Source organism: Bradyrhizobium sp. WSM1417, assembly GCF_000515415.1.
GTDB lineage: Bacteria > Pseudomonadota > Alphaproteobacteria > Rhizobiales > Xanthobacteraceae > Bradyrhizobium.
The window spans coordinates 7,947,017-7,971,241 of sequence record NZ_KI911783.1 but is presented as its reverse complement, the minus strand read 5'-3'; the positions used below and the strand labels follow the sequence as shown (position 1 = coordinate 7,971,241).

Here is a 24,225-nt window from a genome sequence, read left to right as displayed (position 1 = left end):
CCTCGCTGCAGCGCGCCAAATTTGATTTTCGCCGCAAACTTCGTTACCCGCTACGGGCGTGGATACGCTCAAGGTACGAGACGCCAAAGACGTCGAAGAGGTGGTGCGCGCGGCGATTGCCAATGAGCAGCCGCTCGAGATCATCGGCCATGGTTCCAAGCGGGGCATCGGCCATGCGATGGCGACCAACGCCGTGCTCGACGTCTCGGCACTGAATGCCATCACCGCCTACGAGCCCAACGAACTCATAGTCACGCTCCAGGCCGGGGCGCCGCTGGCCGACGTGCTGTCGCTGATCGATGCCAAGAACCAGCAATTCGCCTTCGAGCCGATGAACACCGCGCCGCTGCTCGGCACGCCCGCGCTCGGCACCATCGGCGGCATGATTGCGGCTGGCCTGGCCGGTCCGCGCCGGATCAAGGCGGGCGGGGCGCGCGACCATCTGCTTGGGGCCCATGCCGTCTCCGGTTTCGGCGACAGCTTCAAGACCGGCGGCAAGGTGGTGAAGAACGTCACCGGCTACGACCTCTGCAAGCTTCTCGCCGGTTCCTGGGGCACGCTGTCGGTCATGACGGAGGTCACGCTGAAGGTGATGCCGAAGCCGGAGGCCGAGCGGACGCTGTTGCTGCGCGGGCTCGACGATGCCGCCGCCAACAAGGCGATGACGGCGGCGCTCGGCTCGCCCTTCGACGTCTCCGGGGCCGCGCACCTGCCGACATCGGCGTTCCGGACCAAGATCGAAGGTCTCGGCGATATCGCAGGCCAAAGCGAGGCGCTGACCGTGCTGCGGCTCGAAGGCATTACCGCCTCGGCCGCCCATCGTGCCGGCTCCCTGCGCGAATTGCTGGCGCCGTTCGGAACCGCAACTCTCGTCGAGGACACGGTGTCAGCGGCGCTATGGACCACGATCCGCGACGTCCTGCCGTTCGCGGCTGACGGCGCGCTGGGGGCCTGGCCGGTCTGGCGGATCGTCTGTCCGCCGGCGTCGGGCGCGGCGCTCGGGACGCTGCTGGCGCGCGAGACCGGCGGCGAATTGATCTACGATTGGGGCGGCGGACTGATCTGGGCGGCGTTGCCACCGAAGCCGGACGCGCATGCCCCGACCGTGCGCGAACGTACGAATGCGGCCGGCGGGCACGCCACGCTGATCCGGGCGGCCGAGGACATCCGGCGCACGATCGATGTATTCCACCCGCAAGCCCCTGGCCTTGCCGCGTTGAGCGAGCGGGTCCGCGCCAGTTTCGATCCGAAGACCATCCTCAACCGGGGCCGGCTGACGCGGGACGCTTGCTGAATGAAGACCGAATTCTCACTCGCGCAGCTCGCTGACCCCGACATCGCGGAAGCCGACAAGATCCTGCGCGCCTGCGTCCATTGCGGCTTCTGCACCGCAACCTGTCCGACCTATGTGCTGCTTGGCGATGAGCTCGATAGCCCGCGCGGCCGCATCTATCTGATCAAGGAGATGCTGGAGAAGGACCAGACGCCGACCGCCGAAGTGGTCAAACATGTCGACCGCTGCCTGTCGTGCCTGGCCTGCATGACGACCTGCCCCTCGGGGGTGAACTACATGCATCTGGTCGATCAGGCCCGGGTCAGGATCGAGCAGCGTTACGAGCGGCCGCTGGCCGAGCGGCTGCTGCGCCGGGTGCTGGCCTTCGTCCTGCCGGACCCGCAGCGTTTCCGCGCCAGCATGCGGTTGGCGCGGCTGGCCCGCCCGCTGGCCGCGTTCCTGCCGACGCCCCGGCCATCGGCGACGCCCGGCCTGATCCTGCGCCTCAAGGCGATGCTGGCGCTTGCACCGAGCCGGCTGCCGCCGCCGGGGCCCGCCGCCGGCAGTGTGTTTGCGGCACTCGGCAAAAAGCGCGGCCGGGTCGCGCTGCTCCAGGGCTGCGCCCAGCAGGTGCTGGCGCCGCGCATCAACCAGGCCGCCATCAGTCTCCTCACGCGCCACGGCATCGAGGTCGTCCTCGTCAGGGACGAGCAGTGCTGCGGCGCGCTGACCCATCACCTCGGCAACGACCAGGACGCATTGGGGCGGGCTCGCGCCAATGTCGCGGCGTGGCGCGCGGAAGCGGCCGGCGAGGGGCTCGACGCCATCCTGGTGACGGCGTCAGGCTGCGGCACCGTGATCAAGGACTACGGCTATCTTCTGCGCGAGGACGCTGCGTTTGCCGCCGATGCGGCGAAGGTCTCTGCACTCGCCAAGGACATCACCGAATACGTCGCCGGCCTTGGACTCGTGGCCACCGCGCGACAGGACAACATCGTCGTCGCCTATCACTCTGCGTGTTCGTTGCAGCACGGGCAGAAAATCACGGGCCTTCCGAAAGAATTGCTTTCCAATAATGGATTCGTGGTGAAAGATGTGCCGGAGAGCCATTTGTGTTGCGGTTCGGCGGGGACTTACAACATTCTCCAGCCCGAGCTTGCGGGCCGGTTGCGCGATCGCAAGGTCGCCAACATCGCGAGCGTCAAGCCGGACATGATTGCCGCAGGCAATATCGGCTGCATGGTGCAGATTGCCAGTGGCACGTCAGTTCCGGTCGTACACACGATTGAGCTTCTCGATTGGGCTACGGGCGGGTCGCGGCCGGCATTGAACGCGCAAGACTGAGCTTTCGAAGGCTGAGCTTTCGAAGACTGAGCTTTCGAGGGCTGAGCTTTCGTCCGGAGGTGACGGCTGAAGACGCCCGATCGACCATTGTTCGGCGGCAACAGGAGGACCACGATGGCGAAAGCGAAGAAGAAAAAAAGCAAGAAGGCCAAAAAGGCCAAGAAGGCGGTAGCGGCGAAGAAGACCTCAAAGAAGGCAGCCAAGAAGTCCGCGAAGAAGTCTGCCAAGAAAGCCACAAAGAAATCTGCCAAGAAGGCTGCGCCGAAGAAGGCCGCCAAGAAGTCGGCCAAGAAATCGGCCAAGAAAGCCGCTAAGCAGGCTGCCCCTAAGAAGGCCGCCAAGAAGGCTGCGAAAAAAGCGGCGCCGAAGAAGGCGAAGGCAGCTCCCGCGCCGAAGCCGTCAACGCCGGCAGCTCCGGCTCCCGAGTCCGCCGCCGAGACAAGCTGGGCGATGCCTTCGTCTTCTGCGGAAACGACGCCGGCCGAAGGACAAGGTTAGGCCCAAGGTTAGGCTCAAGATTAGGCCAAAGGCTGGATCCAATCCGACGACCATGATCGATGACAGGAAGGCCGCAGCGGTGATGCTGCGGCCTTTTTGCATCGGCGTGACGGCGCGTTTGTCCTGGAGCAGCCTGATTCGTGGCGCGGCCAGCACGGTACCGCCGGGCCCGTACTAACCCGGGCCTGCCAGTGCACTTCGCAATGCAAATAATGTGGTCGAGAAGACACACAGGCTGACAACCTTCCGTGGAATCGTCAGAACGCCCAAAAAGTCGGCAGATGCCCGCGTTTTTTGCTTCTCGGTTTACGCCACTCCATCCAGATTGCCGCAGTTACGAAATTTGCAATCAGGTCGTGCGTTCCGGGGGCTTCCGGGATCCGGCTGGGGTCTTAGAACTGGTGATGGGGATCGAAATGAAAAAAGTGGCTTTGTTGGCAACGGCGCTGGCAATGGTGACGGGCTCGGCTTTCGCGGCAGACATGCGAGTGAAGGCACTGAAGGCCCCGCCGGTGGTCGCGTTTGACCCCTGGGATATCGCCTTCGGCGGCGCCATCATGAGCGACTACATCTTCCGCGGCGTCACGCAGTCGAACCACAAGCCGTCGGTCGCGGCCTATTTCGAGCCGCGCTACAACGTCAACAAAGACCTCCAGCTCTACGTCGGCGTGTCCGCCGAGAGCATCTCCTTCGCCAATCGTGCCGCTGCTGAAGTCGACATCTACGGCGGTATCCGCCCGACCTTCGGCGCCTTCGCGTTCGACATCGGTGTCTGGGGCTACCTGTATCCGGGCGGCAGCTGCGCCGACAACGTGCTCACCGGCGGCATTCCCGGCGGCAACGTCTGCGGCGTCAGCACGACCACGATCTTCCTCGCCGACGGCAACGTCATGAAGAAGGACGTCAGCTTCGTCGAAGTCTACGGCAAGGTGAACTACACCATCAACGACAGCTTCACGGTCGGCGCGACCGAGTACTACTCGCCGAACTTCCTGAACTCGGGTGCCTGGGGCAACTACGCTTCGTTGACCGCCAAATACACGGCGCCCAGCACGGCCTTCGGTCCCTCCGGCATGGGCATGTACGTGTCGGGTGAGTTCGGCCGGCAGTGGTTCGGTACTTCGGACGCCTTCTACGGCACCGGCGTCGGCACTGTTTTCGCCAACGGCATCCCCTACAAGGACTACAACACTTGGAATATCGGCATCGGCTTCACCTACAAGGTGTTCACGCTGGACCTGCGTTACTCCGACACCGACCTGAACAAGGGTGATTGCAACGCCTTCACCAGCGCCTTCAACGCCACCGGCACCACCAACGTCACCGCGATCAATCCGGGCGGCGCTGGCTCCAACTGGTGCGGCGCGGCCGGTATTGCCAAGCTGTCCTTCGACCTGACGGCGATGAGCAACCTGAAGTAAGCTTCTTCCCGAAGCGACTTGATGAGGGCGGCAGGGCAACCTGCCGCCCTTTTGCTTTGGGCGTGTGGGGCGCAGGCCGGGGCCTGCATGGTTCGAGACGTCCGCCTCTGGCGGGCTCCTCACCATGAGGGGTCCCAGATTTCACCGCGAGGACAGAACTCATCCTGAGGGCCCGCCAAAGGCGGGCGTCTCGAAGGATGGCTGCAACGAAGGGCCATAGCCTCAGGGCTTGGTCGAGCCGTCTCAGCGTGCCGCGCTCGGCTCTTTCTCGACCGGCACACCACCATCACCGAGAACGTGGATCGCGCCGTGCTTCACCATCGTCACCTTGCGGGTATGGAAGGCTTCCAGCGTCGAGCGGTGGCCGATCGAGACGAGGGTGGCCTGTGGCAGCTTCTCTGCCAGCAACCGGTACAGGCGGGCCTCGGACGGCTCGTCCAGCGAGGCCGTGGCCTCGTCCAGGAACAGATAGTCCGGCGCGTGCAGCAGCGCGCGGGCGAGCCCGAGGCGCTGCTGCTCGCCCAGCGACAGCATCCGGTTCCAATGACCGTCCTCCTCAAGCCGCTCGGCGAGGTCGGGCAGCCCGACCGCGATCAACGCGTCCCTGACGCGTGAGGTTTCGAACGCGCCCGGCGCGGCCGGGTAGACCACCGCGTCGCGCAGCACGCCGACCGGGAAATAGGGGCGCTGGGGCAGCATCATCAGCCTCGCCTTTTCCGGGACGAAGATGCTGCCGGTGCCGAACGGCCAGATGCCCGCGATGGCCCGGAACAGCGTCGACTTGCCGGAGCCCGACGGTCCGGTCACCAGCACGCGCTCCGGCGTCTGGACGGAGAAGGCGTCGGCGGCGACCAGCGGCGTGCCGCTCGGCAGGTTCACGCAGAGCTGTTCGAGAGAGATATTGCGATTGCCGCCGCCGGCCTTGAGGGCAATCGCAGGCTCGTGCGGCGGCAGGTGCGCGGCCGCGTCGACCGACATCTCGAAGCCGTCGAGGCGGGCGACGATCGAGCGCCATTCCGCCAGCGATCGGTACGCCGTGACGAAGAACGACAATGCGCCCTGTACGCTCGAAAAGGCGGAGGCGGTCTGCATCATGTCGCCGAGCTGGATCTTCTTGGCGAAGAAGGCCGGCGCCACCAGCACGTAGGGAAAGATCACGGCGGCCTGCTGATAGCTCGCGGTGAACGCGGTGAGGCGTTTGGTACGGCTCATGATGGCGTACCAATTGCCGATCACGAAGCCGAAGCGCTCCAGCAGCCGGCCGCGCTCGGCGCCTTCGCCCTTGAGCAGCGCGATCTGCTCGGAATTTTCGCGGACGCGGACGAGGTTGAAGCGGAAGTCGGCTTCATAGCGCTGCTGCTCGAAATTGAGATTGACCAGCGGGGCGCCGATCCAGTGCGTCAGCGCCGTGCCGAAGATCGCGTAGACCAGCGCACCCCAGCACAGATAGCCGGGGATCATGAGATCGGCGCCGAACAGGTGCAACGGCGCGGCGTTGGAAAGCCCCCAGAGAATGATCACGAAGGAGAACAGCGTCACGATCGACGAGAGCAGGCCGAGACCGATGGTCAGGGTCTGCTCGACGAAATTCTTGACGTCCTCGGTGATGCGCTGGTCCGGGTTGTCGGCCGCATCGCCCTTGAGCTGCATGCGGTAGTGGGTGGCGCCTTGCAGCCACTCGCCCAAATAGTGCCGGGTCAGCCATTGCCGCCAGCGGATCTGAAGCCACTGGTTCAGGTACAGCTTGTAGACCGCCAGCGCGATGAAGGCGGAGGCGAGGCCGATGAAGATCCAGATCTCCCTGACGAAACTATCCCAGTCACTTGCCTGCAGCGAGCTGTAGAACCGGTTCTGCCATTGATTGACCAGCACGTCGATCGCGACCAGCGCCAGCTCCATCGCGATGACAGCGGCGAGCAGGCCGCGGCCGGCCCATTTGTCCTCCGACCGGAAATAGGGGGCGGCGATTCGCCAGACGATCGCGAGCGTGGCGCTGATGTTCTTCACAGAGCTCTGTCTCCTGAGGGGATGTGCACAACTGCCCGGGGCCAAAGACTTGGGACGACGGCGGAAATCGGCGCGCTTAGACTAAAGTCGCAAGTCCTGCAATTTGCGTTGGCTTGTCGCAGCTTGCAACCCTAGCATGGGGCGCATCGGCGCGGGGTGGGGGCCTTCGGGATTTCGCGAGCTTGTGAGCGGACGGGAACCGCTGCATTCGCGAGGAATTCGCGTCCAGCTCGGGGGTTATCGCTTCAGCGTCAAGCAGGATCGGCTGTCCACGCGGGCCGCCTGCAGCACACATGCGTGGGGGAGGAAGATCATGTGGAATCAAGTTTATGACCCGTTGCACAGCCCTGTGCTGTCGACGATCGCGGCGGCAGTCCCTGTCGTCACATTGCTGGTCCTGATCGCGAGCGGCCGCGTCCAGGCTCATATCGCGGCGGTCATCGCCGTGATCGTGGCCAATTTGATCACGATCTTCGTCTTCACCATGCCGGCGAACATGTCGATCCGCGCCTCGGTGCTGGGCATCGTCACCGGGTTCTTCCCGATCGGCTGGATCGTTCTCAACGTCATCTTCCTCTACCAGGTGACGGTGAGCACCGGACGCTTCGAATTGCTCAAGCGCGCGGTCGGCGGCGTCACCGAGGACCGGCGGCTGCAATTGCTGCTGATCGCGTTCTCGTTCGGCGCCTTCTTCGAAGGCGCTTCGGGCTTCGGCACGCCGGTCGCGATCACGGGCGCCGTCCTGATCGGCCTCGGCTTCTCGCCCCTTGCAGCAAGCGGCCTGTCGCTGATCGCCAACACTGCGCCGGTCGCCTATGGCGCGCTGGGCACGCCGATCCAGGGCCTGGCCTCGGTCACCGGGCTTGATCCCTATATCCTCGGCGCGATGGTCGGCCGGCAATTGCCGTTCTTCTCGTTGATCGTGCCGTTCTGGGTGGTGTGGGCGTTCGCGGGCTGGAAAGGCATGAAGGACGTCTGGCCGGCGATCCTGGTCACCGGCGTGTCGTTCGCGGTCCCGCAATTCGTCATCTCGAACTACGTCAATCCCTGGATCGTCGACATCGGGGCCTCGCTGATCTCGATGGGGGCGCTGATCCTGTTCCTCAAGGTCTGGCAGCCCAGGCAGCTCTGGCTGTCGCCGGCGCTGCGCGGCCGCGACGAATCGGCCGCCACCATGGCGGCGGCGAAACCGATGGACAAGACGCCGCTGACGCAGAGCGAGCTGTTCAGCGCGCTGCTGCCGTGGATCATCGTCTGTATCGTGATGCTGATCTGGGGCAATGGTGGGTTCAAGACCTGGGCGAACTCGATCTTCACCTGGAGCTATCCCGTTCCCGAGCTGCATCAGATGATCAACAAGATGCCGCCGGTCGCGCCAGGGCCGACGAAAGAGAGCGCGGTGTTCGGCTTCACCTATCTCTCGTTCACCGGGACCGGCATGCTGATCGCCGCGATCATCTCCGGCTTCCTGATGGGCGTCGGGCCCGGCAAGCTCTTGATCCAGTACGGCCGCACCATCCGGCTGTGCGCGATCTCGCTGATCACGATCTCGGCGATGCTCGCGATCGGCACGCTGACGCGGCTCTCCGGCGTCGACGCGACGCTCGGCCTCGCCTTCGCCGCAACCGGCGTGCTCTATCCCTTCTTCGGCACGCTGCTCGGCTGGTTGGGCGTGGCGCTGACGGGATCGGACACCGCCTCCAACGTGCTGTTCGGTAACCTGCAGAAGATCACCTCCGAGCAACTCGGCCTGTCGCCGATCCTGATGGGTGCGGCGAACTCGTCCGGCGGCGTGATGGGCAAGATGATCGACGCGCAATCGATCGTGGTCGCATCCACAGCCACCAACTGGTACGGCCACGAGGGCACGATCCTGCGCTTCGTGTTCTGGCACTCGATCGTGCTGGCCTGCCTCGTCGGTGTGCTCGTGACGCTGCAGGCCTATGTCTATCCGTTCACGGCGATGGTCCTGAAGTAGCAGGCCACGCCCGGCTTCAACGCAAATCCCCGCGAGGTTGCTCCTCGCGGGGATTTTTGCGTGGCGCATGGGCGAACCTTCTCAACGGCGCCGCCGTCTTATAGAAGGTGGCGCAAATCAGGTCGGTCGAGAGGTCTCATGGTTTCGTTCAGGCAGACGGTGTGTGCGGCGGTTGCAATGCTCGCGATGTCCACGCTCGCGCGTGCGGAGGACGGTTTTCCGTTCGGCACTGAGATGACGCTGGAGGCGCTGCCGCAGCCGGGCTCGAAGCGGATTCCGAACATCGAGATCGGCGACAATGGTGAGGTCGTGCTGGAGCTCTGGTGCAAGGGCGGCAAGGGCCAGTTCTCGGTCGCCGGCAACACCGTGATCTTCGTTCCCGGCCAGATCCAGGACCGCTCCTGCCCGCCGGCAAGGGCACAGGCCGACGACGATCTCGTTGCAGCGCTGGGCAGCGTCGAGACCTGGAAGCGCCAGGGCGACGTGCTGACGCTCGTCGGCCCCAAGCCGCTGCGCTTCCGCGTCAACGGCAATTAGCCACCACTGTCATTCCCGGCGACCCGGCTACGCCTAGGCTTCGCCGGGGTTGAGGTCCAGGGGCGCCGAAGTTTTAGCGTAGGCGGCAAGCAGGGAATCCAGTACCCCGCGGCCTATCGATTCAACCACGGCCGTCTCGGAGTACTGGATCGCCCGCCTTCGCGGGCGATGACTGACAGGGGGGCTGCGTCTACTTCCACACCGATTTGTCGGCGTCCCAGCGCTGGCCTTTCAGCTCCTTGGCGAGCGCCTCGACCGAACCGTTGTCGTCGGGCTGATCGCCTTCCTCGTCGGCGGTCGCTTCGTCCGAGAGGTTGAGCTTGGCACCGGTGCTCTCGTCGGTGGTCGTGGTCGCGGGACTCCCGATCCAGAGCATGAGCTTGTCGGTGGTGCCGGGCTTGTCGGGCGAGACGAGGCCCGCGACCTCGATCGTGTCGGTGAGTTCGAGTGTGGGAAAGTCCTGGTTCGGCCGCTTGAACACCAGCTTGAGCTTGCCGGTCGCCGGGTTGAAGCTTTGCGAGACCGGCTTTGCCGCGAGCGTCCTGCTCAGCACGCCAGCCACCGCGGCCGCGAGCTTGTCGCGGTTGATCTTGTCACCGTCGCGCCAGTCGGTGGCGGCAATGCGGATGGTGCGGTCCATCTCGGTCATGCCCGCGGTCCAGCCCGCGGCGGTGACGCCGGGCGTCGCCTTGAATTTTGCCAGCAGCGCGCCGGCGCGCTCCGGATCGACCGACATGTTGATGGTTTGCTCGCCCGCGCGCAACGCGTCGCAGCCGACGGTGAGGCTCGCCAGCGTCACCTCGACGTCCTGGCCCTTCAGGCTCTTCAGGAACTCGGTTGCGGCATCCAGCTTGACCTTGACCGCGATCGCTTCCGGCGAGACGTCGGTGAAATCCTTCGGCTGCGGCGTGATGCCGTCGTCGGAGGTCTGGTTGTCGAGGAATTCCTTCTCGCTGAGATCGGAATTGTCGGGCGAGGTGACCTCGGTCACGGCCTGGCCAATGCTGATCTGGCCGCGGAATTCGAACGTGTCTCCGGCCTGTTTGCGCAGCAGCTTGACGGTGACCGGCACCTTCGCGCCGAGGCTCTGCGTCGTACCCGTCAGGTTCTGGCCCGCGACCTGGAGATTGACGACGAAGCGGTCCTTGCGGTCGGAATTCTTCGCGACGGGATAACAGACGTCGAGCACGGCTGCGGTGACGGTCTTGCCCTGGCGTGTCTCCTTCAGGATCACGTCGGCATTACCGTCCATCAGCCCGTCGATCGAGGTGAAATAGCGCGTCTCGACGCCGCCGGGCGCCGTGGCCTTCGGCGCCAGCTTCATCTGGGCGGATGCGACCTCAGGCGAACCTGCAAGCAGAGCCGCCAGAACGGCCGTGGAGCAAAACACAAGCGCGCGCATCGACGAAATCCCCGGGCAATGGGGCATGATCCGGAAAGTGTGAAGCGGGTTTCCGTTGAGATCAGGCCCAAACAATTCGAATCGGGCGTCACCGTAGTGGGTTTTGGCCGCCGGTTGAATTGGAAAGCATGGACCATGATTGCCAAAAAAGAAGGCCGCCCGGAGGCGGCCTTCGCAATACTGTGGGCTAAGGATCGGCCTTAGAAGCCGCCCATGCCGCCACCGGCCGGCATGCCGGGCGCGGCGTCCTTCTTCGGCGACTCGGCAACCATGGCCTCGGTGGTCACCAGCAGGCCGGCGATCGAGGCGGCGTCCTGGAGCGCGGTGCGCACCACCTTGGCGGGGTCGATGATGCCCTTCTCGACCATGTCGACATACTCCTCGGTCTGGGCGTCGAAGCCGAAGGTCTCGGACTTGTTCTCCAGGATCTTGCCGACGACGATCGAGCCTTCCACGCCCGCGTTCTCGGAGATCTGGCGGATCGGGGCTTCCAGCGCCTTCAGCACGATGTTGATGCCGGCCTGGACGTCGGCATTGGCGTTGGTGAGACGGCCAACCGCCTTCTTGGCGCGGAGCAGCGCGACGCCGCCGCCGGGGACGATGCCTTCCTGCACCGCGGCGCGGGTGGCGTTGAGCGCGTCCTCGACGCGGTCCTTCTTCTCCTTGACCTCGATCTCGGTGGCACCGCCGACGCGGATCACCGCGACACCGCCGGCGAGCTTGGCGAGGCGCTCCTGGAGCTTCTCACGGTCGTAATCCGAGGTGGTTTCCTCGATCTGGGCCTTGATCTGACCGACGCGGGCCTCGATCTCCGGCTTCTTGCCGGCGCCCTTGACGATCGTGGTGTTCTCCTTGTCGATCACAACCTTGCCCGCGCGCCCGAGCATCTTCACCGTGACGTTCTCGAGCTTCATGCCGAGATCTTCGGAGATCAGCTGGCCGCCGGTGAGGATCGCGAGGTCCTCGAGCATGGCCTTGCGGCGGTCGCCGAAGCCCGGCGCCTTGACGGCGGCGACCTTCAGCCCGCCACGGAGGCGGTTGACGACCAGGGTGGCCAGCGCCTCGCCCTCGACGTCCTCGGCGATGATGACGAGCGGCTTGCCCGACTGCACCACGGCTTCCAGCACCGGCAGCATGGCCTGCAGGCCGGAGAGCTTCTTCTCGTGCAGGAGGATGTAGGCGTCCTCGAGCTCGGCGGTCATCTTCTCGGGGTTGGTGACGAAGTAGGGTGACAGATAGCCCCGGTCGAACTTCATGCCCTCGACGATGTCCACCTCGGTGTCGAGCGACTTGTTCTCCTCGACGGTGATGACGCCCTCGTTGCCGACCTTCTGCATCGCCTGTGCGATCATCTTGCCGATGGCGGCATCGCCGTTGGCCGAGATGGTGCCGACCTGGGCGACCTCGGAGGAGGCGGCGACCGGCTTGGCGCGCTTCTCGATGTCCTTGACGACGGCCGCGACCGCGATGTCGATGCCGCGCTTGAGGTCCATCGGGTTCATGCCGGCGGCAACCGACTTGGCGCCTTCGCGTACGATGGACTGGGCCAGCACGGTCGCGGTGGTGGTGCCGTCGCCGGCCAGGTCGTTGGTCTTGGAGGCGACCTCACGGACCATCTGGGCGCCCATGTTCTCGAACTTGTCCTCGAGCTCGATCTCCTTGGCGACGGTGACGCCGTCCTTGGTGATGCGGGGCGCGCCGAACGACTTCTCGATGAGCACGTTGCGGCCCTTCGGGCCGAGCGTCACCTTGACGGCGTTGGCGAGAATGTCGACGCCGCGCAGCATGCGATCGCGCGCGTCTCCGGAAAACTTGACGTCTTTGGCAGCCATGGTCTGCAATTCCTCTTGTTTCGTGATGTGTCTTGCTTATTGGGCCGCCTCATTCCGGGGTCCGCGATCGAACCCGGCGGAATGATGCATGCCCGGATCGAGTGACCCGGGCATGCATTCAGCGGCCGTTCAGGCGTCTGGCCTTAGGCCATCACGCCCATGATGTCCGACTCCTTCATGATCAGGAGATCATCGTTGTCGATCTTGACCTCGGTGCCCGACCACTTGCCAAACAGCACACGGTCGCCGACCTTGAGGTCGATCGGGATCAGCTTGCCGGCCTCGTCGCGGCCACCGGGCCCGACGGCGACGACTTCGCCCTGGGAGGGCTTTTCCTTGGCCGTGTCCGGAATGATGATGCCGCCCTTGGTCTTTGACTCGGCGTCGATACGTTTGACCACGACACGGTCATGCAGCGGACGAAATTTAGATTTAGTCATGACGTTTCCCTTTGGAGGCTCGTTTCGGAAGGAGTGAAAGTGGGCGGGGCGGCGCTTCCGTCCACCCTTCCCGAGGATCGATCGGCGCGCGTTAGCAATCCATCTTTCAGAGTGCTAATGGTGCGTCCGGGAATATGGCTTGGCCGCGATCCTGTCAAGCAAAGGTGGTTAAGCGATTGGTGAGACGGATATAGGATGGTGACATTGGAAACTTGTTCGGGGCGCCGGCGTATTAAAGGACGTCATTGCTCCGGCAGCGGTTTTGCGCTTGGCTGCGGAAGGGGTGCGGCCATGGTTTTGTCCGGGGGAATGCCATGATCAGTTCAGCTCACGCGCGCACGGTCGCCAATCTGGCGGCGGCTTCTTGCCTGGCGCTGCTGCTTGGCGCCTGCGGCGGCGGCATGAGCCTGCCGTCCTTTTCTTCGTCCTCACCGCCCCCCGAGGCCGAGCCCGGCGCCGGTCCGGAAATGCCCGCCTCGATCCGCGCCGACGAGATCGTCGGGCGCTGGGGCCTCGCCTCGTTCCAGAACCCGGCCGACCGCGCCCGCACCGAGGCTGCCGCCCGGGCCCAATGCAAAAATCCTTACGTGATCACCGCCGGCTCGTCCGGCGGCGTGATCATGCATCTGGCGGACCAGGCAACACCGCAGGAGCTGCGGCTGAAGGGTTCGCCCAGCGGCAAGAACTATATCGGGCCGGCGGGCCCGACGCCCGGCGAGCAGGACCGCGAGATCGTCTCCTTCGACGGCCGCGTCCTCATCACCCGCTTCATCGACAAGGACGCCGCCACCCGCTACGGCAACATGGTCTACGTCCGCTGCGCGCCGAGGGCGTAGTCTCTATCCTTCGTCATGCCCCGCCTAGTGCGCAATTGCGCACGGGAGCGGGGCATCCAGTACGCCGCGGCCCCTCGGTTCAATCGCTATCGACTCGGAATACTGGATCGCCCGGTCAAGCCGGGCGATGACAGCGGAGGGAATGCTCTCACGAAAAAAAACGCCGGCTTGCGCCGGCGTTTTGTTTTTCCGTACGTCGCGTCCGTCAGTCGAACAGCGCGTCGATGTCGTCCTGCGAGGCGTGGCCGACGTCGCCGGCGAGCTTCGGGCCGTTGAGAAGCTTGTCGTCATCGCTGCGGGTGTCGACCTGCGGCACGACATGGGACTTGATCGCGTCGACGCCGCCCCAGATCTCCATCATGGAATTGATGTGCTGCTCGATGAACTTCATCGTGCTCATGACCTTGCTGATGCGCTGGCCGGTCAGGTCCTGGAAGTTGCAGGCTTCGAAAATCGAGATGACGCGTTCCTGGATATCGTCGGCGAGCCGCTTCTGCTGATCGGCCGATTGCACCTTGGCCATCGCGCTGGCCGCCTGGTCGATCGACTCGGCGGCTTCGAGGATCTGCTGGGTTGCCTGTTCGGTGCCGCCGACGACCGCGCCGAGCTCGCCATTGACCTTGGCCATTTCGCCGCCGTCGAAGCTCTTGCCATGCAGTGTCGCGATCTCGCGCTTGGTACGGTCGATGGCGTCGTGGATGAGGTCGAGCTCGACCTTCAGCTTCTCGCACTGCTCGATCTGCGCCCGGTAAGTATCGAGCATGGTACGGGCTTCGGAGAGCTCGTGGGCGGTGGAGGCGTCGATCGCGGCCATGGCGGCGCTGCCGGACAAGGGCGCGGTGCCCTTCGCCATCTGTGCACGGATCGCACGCAACTCGGCCATGATCTCGCTATGCATCGGCGCAGCCTCCTCAATCATTTCGGGGCTGGGCATCTCGCCGACAATAGCCTCCTCGACACGAAAACGTTTGCGGTGAATAGCCATCAAGAACTCCCCCCACCTCACTCACGCGTCTTTGTAGGCAGAAGCGATTTAACACGAAGTTCACAGCCGGAACTGTCGTGCGGTTGTGCGCGACGGCTTGCAAACGGGCGATTAACCATGAGTGCGCGGCGTTCATCGAAAATAAACGCTGATCGCCAAATTGCACCGCTGCCGACGACGTGGTGAATCGAAATGGCGTTTCCGTTTACCAAACAAAACGGCTTTTGCTCTTTATTGACCACGTCGCGGGTGCGGATCAGCCACCACCTCGCCACGACGCATGTGATCTAGACGAAACAGTACAGAGTACGTCGATGTTCAAGAAAATGTCTGTCGCGCTGCTTGGCAGCGCTTGCACCCTCATTGCGGGCGCCAACAGCGCCGACGCCTTCGACAATAGCGTGCCGAACGATCCGCCCGCGGTGCTATACCAGCCGCAGGTGCCGCCTGCGCCAGTGCGCGTCGCCTCCAATGCGAACATGGGCGGCGGCTTCATCGAGTTCATCTTCGGCGACGGACCCGGCCGCGGTCCGGCCTACGCTCCGCAGCAGCCGATGTATCAACAGCAGCCAGGTTATTATGACCAGCGCCGACTGCCGCCGATGGGCGAACCGCAGATGCAGGGCGCAGGTCTCCAGCAAGAGGCAGTCGATCCGCGGCAGCGTCAGTTCGACCCGAGATTCGAGAAACAACTCGTTGACTATAGCGGCAATGAAAGCGCCGGCACGATCGTGGTCGATACGCCGAACAAGTTTCTCTATCTCGTCGAGGGCAACGGCCGGGCGATGCGTTACGGCATCGGCGTCGGGCGTCCCGGCTTCACCTGGTCCGGCGTGAAGTCGATCACGGCCAAGCGCGAATGGCCGGCCTGGACGCCGCCGGCGGAAATGATCGCGCGCCGCCCCGATCTGCCGAGGCACATGGAAGGCGGTCCGGAAAATCCGCTCGGTGCGCGCGCGATGTATCTCGGCTCGACGCTTTACCGTATCCACGGTTCGAACGAGCCCTGGACCATCGGCACCAACGTCTCCTCGGGCTGCATCCGCATGCGCAACGAAGATGTCATCGATCTCTACGGTCGCGTCAATGTCGGCACCAAAGTCGTCGTGATGTAGGCGCATAGCGCTCGGAACCAAAACGGCCGCCTCATCGGCGGCCGTTCTCGTTTGGAGCAAGGATAAGAAGCGTCAGGCGTAATCGCTGCCGCCATCATCTCCGCCGCCGAAATCGCTGTCATCGGCGAGGTCGATGTTATCGTCGCCATTGTCGTTCTGATCGTTGTAATTCTGGTCGTCGTTCGAAGCGTGGTCGGCGAAGCCCTGCCGGGACGCATCACCGCGGTTCGAGCCGATGTCGTCAAGGCCGGCATCGCGCGCGAGCGAGCCGCCCGACTGATCGTTGCCGCTCCAGGGACTTCCACCAGCGCCGCGGTCGCCCAAGGCATTGGTGTCGCCGAAGGCCTGCTGATGCGATCCGCCCATCATGCCGCGGATGCTGGACAGCAGCAGCGAGCCGCCGACGACGCCGGCCGCGGCTGCCGCCGCCGTACCAAGGAACGAGCCGCCGCCACCGCCGACCGGCGGCGCGCCATAGCCCTGGCCTGGACCCTGACCGTATGCCTGCCCATAAGGCGGCTGGCCGTAACCGGGCTGGGGCTGCTGCATCGCCTGGCCGCTGTTCCAGACCGGCCGCGAGTCACGCGGCGGTACGTTCGGAACCGAGCCGCGCGACGGGCCCCCGCCGAACAGCGTGTCGCGCATGGTGTCCAGGAAACCGCCGGACTGCGCCTGCTCGGGCGCCTGCCCCGCCTCCAACTCCTGGATGCGGTTGTGGGCGCGCTTCAGCGCCTCGTCCTGCAGCAGCACGGTCTGCACCAGCGCATAGATCGCCCCGGGCGCTTTGCGCAGGCCGTCGGCGATCGCGGCGATCGCGTCGGGATCGCGCGGTGCATTTTCCAGTTTCGAAAGCCGGTCGAAAAGCTCGTCGACGAGTTGGCGTTCCTGCGGCGTCATGGTCAGTCTCCCTCGCGCAAAACAAGCGCGAGGCAGATGTAGGGTTCCATTGTGGCCCCAACAGTGCCGGCAGGATTAAATTTCGGTATGCGACAAGCTGCCTCGCGGGCGGCTTTCTCGCAAACTTCGCCGGTTCACCCCAGCGTGACGCCGCTGTCCGTCAGCAGGCGCGCGAAGGCATCGCCGGCGAGATAGGCGTGCTCGCGTTCGCGGACGTCCGTCATCGGGTCGAGCCCGGCGAGGATGTCGTCGACGAAGCCGGGATGACACATGATGAGGCCACCATCCGGCAGGCCTTCGAGGAAATGCCGCATCAGCGCACCGAAATCGGCCGCTTGCGTGAAATCATAGGCGCCGGCGAAACCGGGATTGAAGCTGAGGCCCGCGCTGCCGGCACGGCGGCGGAATTGCGCGCTGAGGATGTCGAGCACCATGGCTTTCGGTGAAGCCAGCCGCTGCATCAGCGGCAGGTCGCGGCCGCCTTGGCGCACCCAGGCTTTTGGCGCGACTTCGCTCACCGCATCGACAAAGCCGTCGCGCACCTGCGGGTAGAGCTGCACATGTTGATGGCCGTCGACGAAGTCCGGCGCATGTCCGAACGCTTTCTCGAAGGCTGCCAGCTGCGCCTTGACCTCGTTGCGAAAGAATTCGCGGTCGAGCCTCCGCGCAAGGCCCGCGCGCAGCAGCTTCGGAAACGGGAGAAACATGTCTCCGTCGAGCGGGCGGAAATACATGGTGAGCGGCCGGAACGGTGCCGACAATGTCACGTGCAATCCGATCGCGCAGCGTGGGCTCGCTTTCGCTGCCGCCTGGAGCGCCTCGATCTCGCTGCGCTCGACCGCAGGTCCCACCATCATCACCGAAGTCGCGTTGAGACGGCCGCGTTCGATCAGGTCGCGGATGGCGCGATTGACGCCCGGGCTGATGCCGTAATCGTCGGCGCAGAGCCAGATCCGCCGCGGCGGCGCGGCAGCGCTCATTCGGCCGCCGTCCTCTTCGAGGCGTCGTCAGCCTTGTCGGTCTCGAAATGCTTTTCACTGTGCTCGGCGACGAAGTAGATCGGGCGCGCCTTCAGCTCGGAGAGGATCTTGCCGATATATTCGCCGACGATGCCGATCATGATGAGCTGCACGCCGCCAATCGTCATCAGGCCGATCACGAGTGAGGGATAGCCGGGCACCTGCTTGCCGGTGGTCAAGACCTCCCACAGGATCGACAGACCGAACAGGAACGCTCCGCCAGCGAGGATCACGCCGAGCAGGCTGGCGAAGCGCAGCGGCGCCACCGAGAACGAGGTGACGCCTTCGATCGAAAGACCAAGCAGACGCGCGGCGCTGAAGGTTGTCACGCCATGGGTGCGCGGCGCGGGTTCGTAATCGACGCGAATCTGGCGGAAGCCGATCCAGCTCGCGAGGCCTTTGAAGAAGCGGTTGCGTTCCGGCAGCTGCCTCAGTGCTGCGACCGCGCGCGGCGACAGCAGGCGGAAATCGCCGGCATCTTCCGGAATCTTCTGGCGCGCGCCCCAATTGATCAGCGCATAGAAGCCGCGCCCGGCAAGCCGCCGCAGGAAGGGCTCGTTGTCGCGATGCGCCTTGGCGGTATAGACGACGTCGTAGCCGTCCTCGATCCAGTGCCGCACCAGTCGCTCGACCAGCGACGGCGGATGCTGGCCGTCGCCGTCCATGAACAGCACCGCGCCGAGCCGGGCATGGTCGAGGCCGGCCATCAGCGCGGCCTCCTTGCCGAAATTGCGCGACAGCGACACCACCTGGACGTCGACCGCGTCGGCCGGCAGCGAGCGGGCGATCGACAGCGTCGCGTCCGCGCTGCCGTCGTCGACATAGACGATCTCGCAAGCCAGGCGATAGCGCTGCCGCAAGGTCTTTGCGAGATCGCAGATGCGCTGGTGCAAGGCGGCGAGGCCGGCCGCTTCGTTGTAGAGCGGGACGACGATCGACAGTCCCTTCGCGGCGGCGCTTGCCGCATTGGCCGTCATGCCGGAAATGTCAGAGCCCAGAGTCATCGATCAAGGTTCCAGGGGCGATCAGGTCTTCTTGCAAGGTCATCCCGACAGCATATGGTAGCTGCCGTTTGCTGTCGCTACGCTGAACGGAATTGCTCAACAAACTTTGGGCTCACTGCCGCAGGAACGCCTCGAGCCTGGCGAACAGCGGGTTCTCCCGGTCGAACACGTAATCCAGCGAAACCACCGAAACGGTCTCGGCGCCGTGCCCGCGCAGGAAGCTCGCGAGTGCGTAGAGCTGGCCCGGCGGGCAGTGCAGCGTGAGCATGCCTGACGAGGTAGGTCCGCCGAATGGGGCTTCGACGCCGAAGCGCTCATGGGCCTCGGTGAGCATGGCCGCGTCGCACTGGCGGAAGCGGGTGCGGACTTCGCGGTATTTGTTGGCCCGCGCCCGCGCCGCGATGTGATCGAGGATGATTCGCGCGGTCTCCCGCGCTTGCGGGGACCAATCGGCGTCCCTTGAGGCGACCAGATTGGCCTGGCTGCGCAGGATCACGCCGTCGTCGAGCACCCGCAATCCGTTGGCGGCGAGGGTGGCGCCGGTCGTCGTGATATCGACGATCAACTCGGCACTGCCGGCGGCCGGCGCGCCTTCGGTCGCGCCCGTGCTTTCGACGATGCGGTAATCGGTGATGCCTTGGCTCTGGAAGAAGGCGCGGGTGAGGTTGATGAACTTGGTCGCGACCCGCATCCGCATGTGATGCTGCTCGCGGAAGCCGGTGGTGACGTCGTCGAGGTCGGCCATGGTGCGGACGTCGATCCACGCCTGCGGCACCGCGACGACGACGTCGGCATAGCCGAAGCCGAGGCCTTCGATCAGGGAGACGCGCTTGTCGGCGTCCGCGATGGTCTCGCGCACCAGATCCTCCCCGGTGACGCCGAGATGCGCCGAGCCGCGGGATAGTTGCGAGGCGATCTCGCTCGCCGAGAGATAGGCGACCTCGACATTGTCGAGGCCCGTGAGCGTGCCGCGATAGTCGCGCGCGCCGCCCGCCTTCGACAGCTTCAGCCCGGCGCGGGCGAAGAAGGCCTCGGTGTTTTCCTGCAGGCGGCCCTTGGAGGGAACGGCCAGAACGAATGGCGCGCTCATGACTTAAGCTCCCACCTTGCGGCCGATCCGGGTCAGCGCATCCACCCAGACCGAGAAACCGACCGCGGGGATCGGCTCGGCCGATCCAAGCTGGGTCATCAGCCCGTCATAGCGGCCGCCGGCAACCAGCGGCTCGGCGCCGTTGCCGCGGTGATGCAGCTCGAATTCGAAGCCGGTGTAGTAGTCGAGCCCGCGCCCGAACGCGGTCGAAAAGCGCGTCGCCTTCACATCGATGCCGCGAGCCGCCATGAAGCCGACCCGGCTTTCGAACTGGTCGATCGCAGCACTGAGGTCGAGCTTTGCATCATTGGTGAGCGCGCGCAGCTCGGCGACGGCGTCGTCGGGATTACCCGATATCGACAGAAAACGCTTGAGCACGGCGATGGCCTCGCGCGGCAGCGCGCCGCCCTTCAACGTCGACTGCTCGAGGAAGCGGTCGGCAATCTCGGCGGTGGTGCGGCCGCCGACATTGGTGGTGCCGGCGATCGACATCAGATCGGTGACGAAAGCGAGTGCCGCCTTGCGGTCGGAGCCGGCGAGCGCCGCGAGCACGCCCTCATATTCGCTGCGGGTCGCGGTGGTCGCGGCTGCCAGCCGCTCCAGATCCTGCTCCAGGCTGATCTTGCGGTTGAAATCCTTGACCAGGCGGCGGCGCCAGACCGGATAGAGGTCGAGCGCGTCGAGCAGCGCGTTGAACAGCGCCACGTCGCCGGTGCGGATCTCGACGTCGCGGACGCCGAAGGCGGCGGTCGCCTCCAGTGCCAGCGCCAGCATCTCGGCATCGGCCGCGGCGCGGTCCTGACGGCCGAACGATTCGATGCCGGCCTGCAGGAATTCGCTGGACTGGCCGTTGCGGTAGCGGAACACCGGGCCGAGATAGCTGAACCCGGCCGGCTGGCCGGCACGGCCAGAGCTGAGGTAATCGCGGGCCACCGGAATGGTCAGGTCCGGGCGCAGGCAGAGCTCCTCGCCGGAGAGGTCCGTGGTCAGGTACAGGCTCTTGCGGATGTCCTCGCCGGAGAGATCCAGGAACGGTTCGGCTGGCTGCAGGATCGCCGGCTCGGCCCTGACATAGCCGGCCTGCGCGAACGACAGCAGCAGCGTGTCCGCCCAGGCGGCGGAGCCGGCAGCATGTGAGGTGGCAGTCGCGGTCATGTCGGGGTCCATCGTCCCGGTGGAACCGGGCAGGGCAAGCAAGGGGAGCGAATTGCCGCAGGCCTTAGCATGGCCCGAAAGCGGTTTCGACCTCCAAAGGATCAATCGCTTAACGGTCGGCCAATATGGCATCAGGCCATTTTGCGACGCCAATCGCCCAGCACCGCCTGCACCAGCGCGAGCGCGGCCACCGCGGCCGTGTCGGCCCGCATGATCCGGGGTCCCAGCGCCAGCCGCAGGATTTTCGGCTGCCGCAGCAGCAGCGCCCGCTCTTCCTCGGCAAAGCCGCCTTCGGGGCCGATCAGCACGTCGATGCCTTCCGCCGCCTGTGCGCCTTGCAGGCTCTGAATGGGGTTTTCGAGCCCCGCCGCCTCGTCGCAGAAGATCAGCAGCCTGCCGGCGGCGCGCTGGCTGAGGAAGCGCTCCAGCGGCATCGGCTCGGCGACGGTGGCGATGCTGAGAATGCCGCATTGCTCGGCCGCCTCGACGACATTGGCGCGCATCCGCTCGGTATTGACGCGGGAAGCCTGGGTGAACCGGGTCAGAACCGGCTGAAGCGAGGCCGCGCCCATCTCAATGGCCTTCTGCACCATGTAGTCGAGCCGGGCGTGCTTGAGCGGGGCGAAGACGTAAGCGAGGTCGGGCAGCCTGTCCTGCGGCCGGGTCTGCTGGAGGATGACGAGGCTGTCCGGCCGTTTGCGGCCTTCAATGGCGGCCTGCCACTCGCCGTCGCGGCCGTTGAATGCCAAGACCTCGGCCCCGGCGGCAAGCCGCAGCACATTGCCGAGATAGTTGCTCTGGTCGCGGTCGAGCTCGACCCTGCCGTCCTGGGCAAGCGGGGCGTCGACGAACAGGCGGGGGCCGCGGAAATCGTAGGAGGGCATCGTTCAAAGGTCCAATTTGCCGCCGTTCTTAGCCGAAAGCAGTCCTTTCGGGGTAAATTTTGCCAAAATGGTGCGTCGGCGCGCCGCGCTCCTGCCCTATTCAACGGGTTGTTAAGGGCCGGCGGGAATCGTAAAATCGCGAGCACGCTGGTTGCGCTTCAATTGGGAAGACGCCGAACCCCGCAAGCTCCTGCCGGAGAGACTGCCTTGATGATCCGTCATTTGATGGTTCCGATCACTGCCGCCATGGTCACGATGGGCGCCGTTTGTGCCTATGCGCAGAGTTTCCCCGCGCCGCTGCCGGGCCAGGCCCCAGCCAGTTCCGCGTTTCCGCCCGTGAACGGCTCGGCGCCCGTCGCCTCCGTCGGCGGCGCGCCGCAATCGTCCTTCCCGGTGAACGGCGCCGCACCCGTCGGTGGCGCTGGCGCCTTCAGCGCGGCCCCGCCGACGCAAGCCGGTCCCGGCGAGGACTGCATGAAGGCGTTCATGCCTCTGCGCGAGGAGGCCGAAAAGCGCGGCAAGCTGATCAAGGCCGCGAGCGACCGTCACGCGCCGCCGGACGAGGCCTGCAAGCTGATCCGCAATTTCAGCCAGGCTGAGACCAAGATGATCAAATACATCGAGGCCAACGCCTCGAAGTGCGGGATCCCGGCGCAGGTCGGCGCGCAAATGAAGGACGGCCACAAGAACACCGAGGCCATGACGGCGAAGGTCTGCAACGTCGCGCAGCAGATGCAGAACCAGCCGCGCGGACCGGCCGGTCCGTCGCTGAGCGAAGTGCTGGGTTCGGGCTCGGCGCCCGAGGCCAATGCCGGCAAGAAGGGCGGCAGCACCTTCGATACACTCAACGGCAACGTCCTGACGCGATGATGCACGTGCCGCCGATTTGAAATTCCTACGGTGCCTGCCGCGAGATCCTCATAGGAACTTCAAATCGATAAGAGGCACGTGAATTATAATTTCTTGCTAGTGCCCTTGTCGTGTTCGAAGTTCGTACCGGAATACGCCGCGATGGAATACGAACTTCGAAAACTGGGCACTAGCACATCCGCCCGCGTTGCCGATTCCACCGGCAACTGGGTCGATACGCGCGCACCGCAATGGGCGCGGCCTTATCTGCGCTTGTCCCGCTTCGATCGTCCGATCGGCTCCTGGCTCCTGTTGATGCCGTGCTGGTGGTCGGCGGCGCTCGCCGCCGGCATGGCGCATGACATCCGCGGCCTGCCGCTCACCGTCGTCCTGTTCTTCGTCGGCGCCTTCGTGATGCGGGGGGCGGGCTGCACCTGGAACGACATCACCGACCGTGACCTCGACGACAAGGTCGAGCGCACCCGCTCGCGGCCGCTGCCGTCGGGCCAGGTGAGCGCGAAGCAGGCGCTGGCCTTCATGATCGCGCAGGCGCTGATCGGGCTCGTGGTGTTGCTGCAGTTCAACCGCTTCGCGATCCTGACCGGCATTGCCTCACTGCTGATCGTCGCGATCTACCCGTTCATGAAGCGCATCACATGGTGGCCGCAGATCGTGCTCGGGCTCGCGTTCTCCTGGGGCGCCCTGATGGGATTTGCCGTCACCTTCGGGCGCATCGACGTCACCGCGCTCGTGCTCTATGCCGGCGCGATTTCCTGGGTGATCGGCTACGACACGATCTACGCGCATCAGGACGCCGAGGACGATGCGCTGATCGGCATCAAGTCCACAGCGCGTCTGTTCGGCGCGCAAACGCACCAGGCGCTGATCCTGTTCTACGGCTTGGCGGTGCTGCTGATCGGCGTGGCGCTGGCGTCGGGCGATGCGCGCTGGCCGGCATGGCTCGGACTTGGAGCCTTCGCCGTGCATCTGGCCTCGCAGATCGCGCGGCTGAATATCAGCGACGGCGAACTCTGCAAGCGCCTGTTCTATTCGAATCGCGATGCGGGGCTGTTGTTGTTTGCGGGGTTATTGGCCGACGCGGTGATGCGGGCCGCTTAACTCCGTGCGATGATCTCGCGCTCATCGCGATGCACCGACAATTCCCGTGCGACACCGGTGCGGCGGCGCATCAGAAATTTCGGACGGCGGTCGCGGATCGCGTTGGCGCGGCGACGGCGCGGCGCGGGCCTGCGTGCGCCTTCGTCGAGTTGCGGAAGCGCGAATAGCTCGCTCCAGATCGCCCAGGCCTCAACGAGTTCGTCGCCATCGGCGCTGACCAGCAGCGGAATGGAGAGCGAGGGATCACGATGCACGAGGACGAGGGTCTGGGCCTCGTCGTTGCCGCGTAGCGCGACGCCGATGAAGTCGCTGACGCGGACGTTGATCGCCATCCGCATGCCGCGGACGGCACGGTGCAGCACGACACGTTCGCGATGAAGCTCGATCTGCCGGACATATCCATCGGCGCGCGGATCATGCGCATCGAAGCGGACCGGAAGGGAAAGGGGGTCGAGCCGCAGGGAGCGGCTCGACCCGGCGGGAGCGATCCCGCTTGTTGCTGTTTGACGCCTCACGGCTTTAGTTCTCCCCGCCGGGATT

General features: G+C 65.1%; 22 protein-coding genes. 10 read left to right on the top strand and 12 right to left on the bottom strand.

What is annotated here, in order from left to right; translation table 11 throughout:
- Positions 1 to 58: 58 nt before the first annotated feature.
- The 4 genes from BRA1417_RS0139065 (at position 59) to BRA1417_RS0139045 (ending at position 4,536) form a co-directional block, all read left to right on the top strand.
- On the top strand, positions 59 to 1,294 hold the full coding sequence (locus BRA1417_RS0139065; protein WP_027520442.1) for an FAD-binding protein: 1,236 nt from the start codon (positions 59 to 61) through the stop codon (positions 1,292 to 1,294).
- The gene (gene glcF / locus BRA1417_RS0139060; protein ID WP_027520441.1) at positions 1,295 to 2,617 is read left to right on the top strand and encodes a glycolate oxidase subunit GlcF; all 1,323 of its coding nucleotides are present in this window, start codon (positions 1,295 to 1,297) and stop codon (positions 2,615 to 2,617) included.
- Between the two features lie 114 nt (positions 2,618 to 2,731).
- Positions 2,732 to 3,115 carry a hypothetical protein gene (locus tag BRA1417_RS0139055; RefSeq protein WP_027520440.1) on the top strand — a complete coding sequence of 128 codons (384 nt, stop codon included), beginning with the start codon at positions 2,732 to 2,734 and terminating at the stop codon, positions 3,113 to 3,115.
- 416 nt (positions 3,116 to 3,531) lie between these two features.
- A complete protein-coding gene (locus tag BRA1417_RS0139045) occupies positions 3,532 to 4,536 on the top strand; it encodes a TorF family putative porin (RefSeq protein WP_027520439.1) in 1,005 nt (334 codons plus the stop codon).
- A 243-nt stretch (positions 4,537 to 4,779) separates the two neighbouring features.
- On the opposite strand, the gene BRA1417_RS0139040 is transcribed toward BRA1417_RS0139045, so the two are convergent.
- Positions 4,780 to 6,543 carry an ABC transporter ATP-binding protein/permease gene (locus tag BRA1417_RS0139040; RefSeq protein ID WP_027520438.1) on the bottom strand — a complete coding sequence of 588 codons (1,764 nt, stop codon included), beginning with the start codon at positions 6,541 to 6,543 and terminating at the stop codon, positions 4,780 to 4,782.
- A gap of 313 nt (positions 6,544 to 6,856) precedes the next feature.
- Between BRA1417_RS0139040 and BRA1417_RS0139035 the strand changes: the two genes are divergently transcribed.
- Positions 6,857 to 8,521, top strand: coding sequence for an L-lactate permease (locus BRA1417_RS0139035; protein WP_027520437.1), 1,665 nt, complete (start codon positions 6,857 to 6,859; stop codon positions 8,519 to 8,521).
- A 138-nt stretch (positions 8,522 to 8,659) separates the two neighbouring features.
- Positions 8,660 to 9,058, top strand: a complete 399-nt coding sequence (locus tag BRA1417_RS0139030) for an META domain-containing protein (RefSeq protein WP_007614988.1) — start codon at positions 8,660 to 8,662, stop codon at positions 9,056 to 9,058.
- Between the two features lie 190 nt (positions 9,059 to 9,248).
- Here BRA1417_RS0139030 and BRA1417_RS0139025 read toward each other — a convergent pair whose 3' ends face one another.
- From BRA1417_RS0139025 to groES, 3 genes are all read right to left on the bottom strand, one after another.
- Entirely contained in the window at positions 9,249 to 10,460 is a 1,212-nt protein-coding gene (locus BRA1417_RS0139025; protein WP_027520436.1) for a hypothetical protein, read from the bottom strand.
- Positions 10,461 to 10,660: 200 nt separating this feature from the next.
- Positions 10,661 to 12,292 (bottom strand): chaperonin GroEL, encoded by a 1,632-nt coding sequence (gene groL, locus BRA1417_RS0139020; protein ID WP_027520435.1) that lies wholly within the window; start codon positions 12,290 to 12,292, stop codon positions 10,661 to 10,663.
- Positions 12,293 to 12,435: 143 nt separating this feature from the next.
- Positions 12,436 to 12,732, bottom strand: coding sequence for a co-chaperone GroES (gene groES, locus BRA1417_RS0139015; protein ID WP_027520434.1), 297 nt, complete (start codon positions 12,730 to 12,732; stop codon positions 12,436 to 12,438).
- Positions 12,733 to 13,046: 314 nt separating this feature from the next.
- Between groES and BRA1417_RS0139010 the strand changes: the two genes are divergently transcribed.
- Positions 13,047 to 13,568, top strand: coding sequence for a hypothetical protein (locus tag BRA1417_RS0139010; protein WP_027520433.1), 522 nt, complete (start codon positions 13,047 to 13,049; stop codon positions 13,566 to 13,568).
- A 205-nt stretch (positions 13,569 to 13,773) separates the two neighbouring features.
- Here BRA1417_RS0139010 and BRA1417_RS0139005 read toward each other — a convergent pair whose 3' ends face one another.
- Positions 13,774 to 14,553: a protein phosphatase CheZ gene (locus tag BRA1417_RS0139005; RefSeq protein WP_007614982.1), complete on the bottom strand. Its 780-nt coding sequence runs from the start codon at positions 14,551 to 14,553 to the stop codon at positions 13,774 to 13,776.
- A 314-nt stretch (positions 14,554 to 14,867) separates the two neighbouring features.
- On the opposite strand from BRA1417_RS0139005, the gene BRA1417_RS0139000 reads away from it, so the two are divergent.
- Entirely contained in the window at positions 14,868 to 15,668 is an 801-nt protein-coding gene (locus BRA1417_RS0139000) for a L,D-transpeptidase (protein WP_027520432.1), read from the top strand.
- A 72-nt stretch (positions 15,669 to 15,740) separates the two neighbouring features.
- On the opposite strand, the gene BRA1417_RS0138995 is transcribed toward BRA1417_RS0139000, so the two are convergent.
- From BRA1417_RS0138995 to BRA1417_RS0138970, 6 genes are all read right to left on the bottom strand, one after another.
- The gene (locus BRA1417_RS0138995) at positions 15,741 to 16,565 is read right to left on the bottom strand and encodes a DUF2076 domain-containing protein (RefSeq protein WP_027520431.1); all 825 of its coding nucleotides are present in this window, start codon (positions 16,563 to 16,565) and stop codon (positions 15,741 to 15,743) included.
- A gap of 134 nt (positions 16,566 to 16,699) precedes the next feature.
- Positions 16,700 to 17,545, bottom strand: coding sequence for a ChbG/HpnK family deacetylase (locus BRA1417_RS0138990; protein ID WP_027520430.1), 846 nt, complete (start codon positions 17,543 to 17,545; stop codon positions 16,700 to 16,702).
- On the bottom strand, positions 17,542 to 18,588 hold the full coding sequence (locus BRA1417_RS0138985) for a glycosyltransferase family 2 protein (RefSeq protein WP_027520429.1): 1,047 nt from the start codon (positions 18,586 to 18,588) through the stop codon (positions 17,542 to 17,544). The genes BRA1417_RS0138990 and BRA1417_RS0138985 overlap by 4 nt, the downstream gene beginning before the upstream one ends.
- Before the next feature lie 112 nt (positions 18,589 to 18,700).
- Positions 18,701 to 19,678: an ATP phosphoribosyltransferase gene (gene hisG, locus BRA1417_RS0138980; RefSeq protein ID WP_027520428.1), complete on the bottom strand. Its 978-nt coding sequence runs from the start codon at positions 19,676 to 19,678 to the stop codon at positions 18,701 to 18,703.
- 3 nt (positions 19,679 to 19,681) lie between these two features.
- Positions 19,682 to 20,833, bottom strand: a complete 1,152-nt coding sequence (locus tag BRA1417_RS0138975) for an ATP phosphoribosyltransferase regulatory subunit (RefSeq protein WP_027520427.1) — start codon at positions 20,831 to 20,833, stop codon at positions 19,682 to 19,684.
- Between the two features lie 131 nt (positions 20,834 to 20,964).
- Entirely contained in the window at positions 20,965 to 21,717 is a 753-nt protein-coding gene (locus tag BRA1417_RS0138970; RefSeq protein ID WP_027520426.1) for a 16S rRNA (uracil(1498)-N(3))-methyltransferase, read from the bottom strand.
- Positions 21,718 to 21,927: 210 nt separating this feature from the next.
- On the opposite strand from BRA1417_RS0138970, the gene BRA1417_RS0138965 reads away from it, so the two are divergent.
- Together BRA1417_RS0138965 and ubiA are read left to right on the top strand one after the other, a co-directional pair.
- Positions 21,928 to 22,587 (top strand): hypothetical protein, encoded by a 660-nt coding sequence (locus BRA1417_RS0138965; RefSeq protein WP_027520425.1) that lies wholly within the window; start codon positions 21,928 to 21,930, stop codon positions 22,585 to 22,587.
- Positions 22,588 to 22,728: 141 nt separating this feature from the next.
- Positions 22,729 to 23,685 carry a 4-hydroxybenzoate octaprenyltransferase gene (gene ubiA, locus BRA1417_RS0138960; RefSeq protein WP_027520424.1) on the top strand — a complete coding sequence of 319 codons (957 nt, stop codon included), beginning with the start codon at positions 22,729 to 22,731 and terminating at the stop codon, positions 23,683 to 23,685.
- Here ubiA and BRA1417_RS0138955 read toward each other — a convergent pair.
- Positions 23,682 to 24,200: a DUF6101 family protein gene (locus BRA1417_RS0138955; protein ID WP_027520423.1), complete on the bottom strand. Its 519-nt coding sequence runs from the start codon at positions 24,198 to 24,200 to the stop codon at positions 23,682 to 23,684. The two genes, ubiA and BRA1417_RS0138955, sit on opposite strands and share 4 nt — an antisense overlap.
- Positions 24,201 to 24,225: the final 25 nt, after the last annotated feature.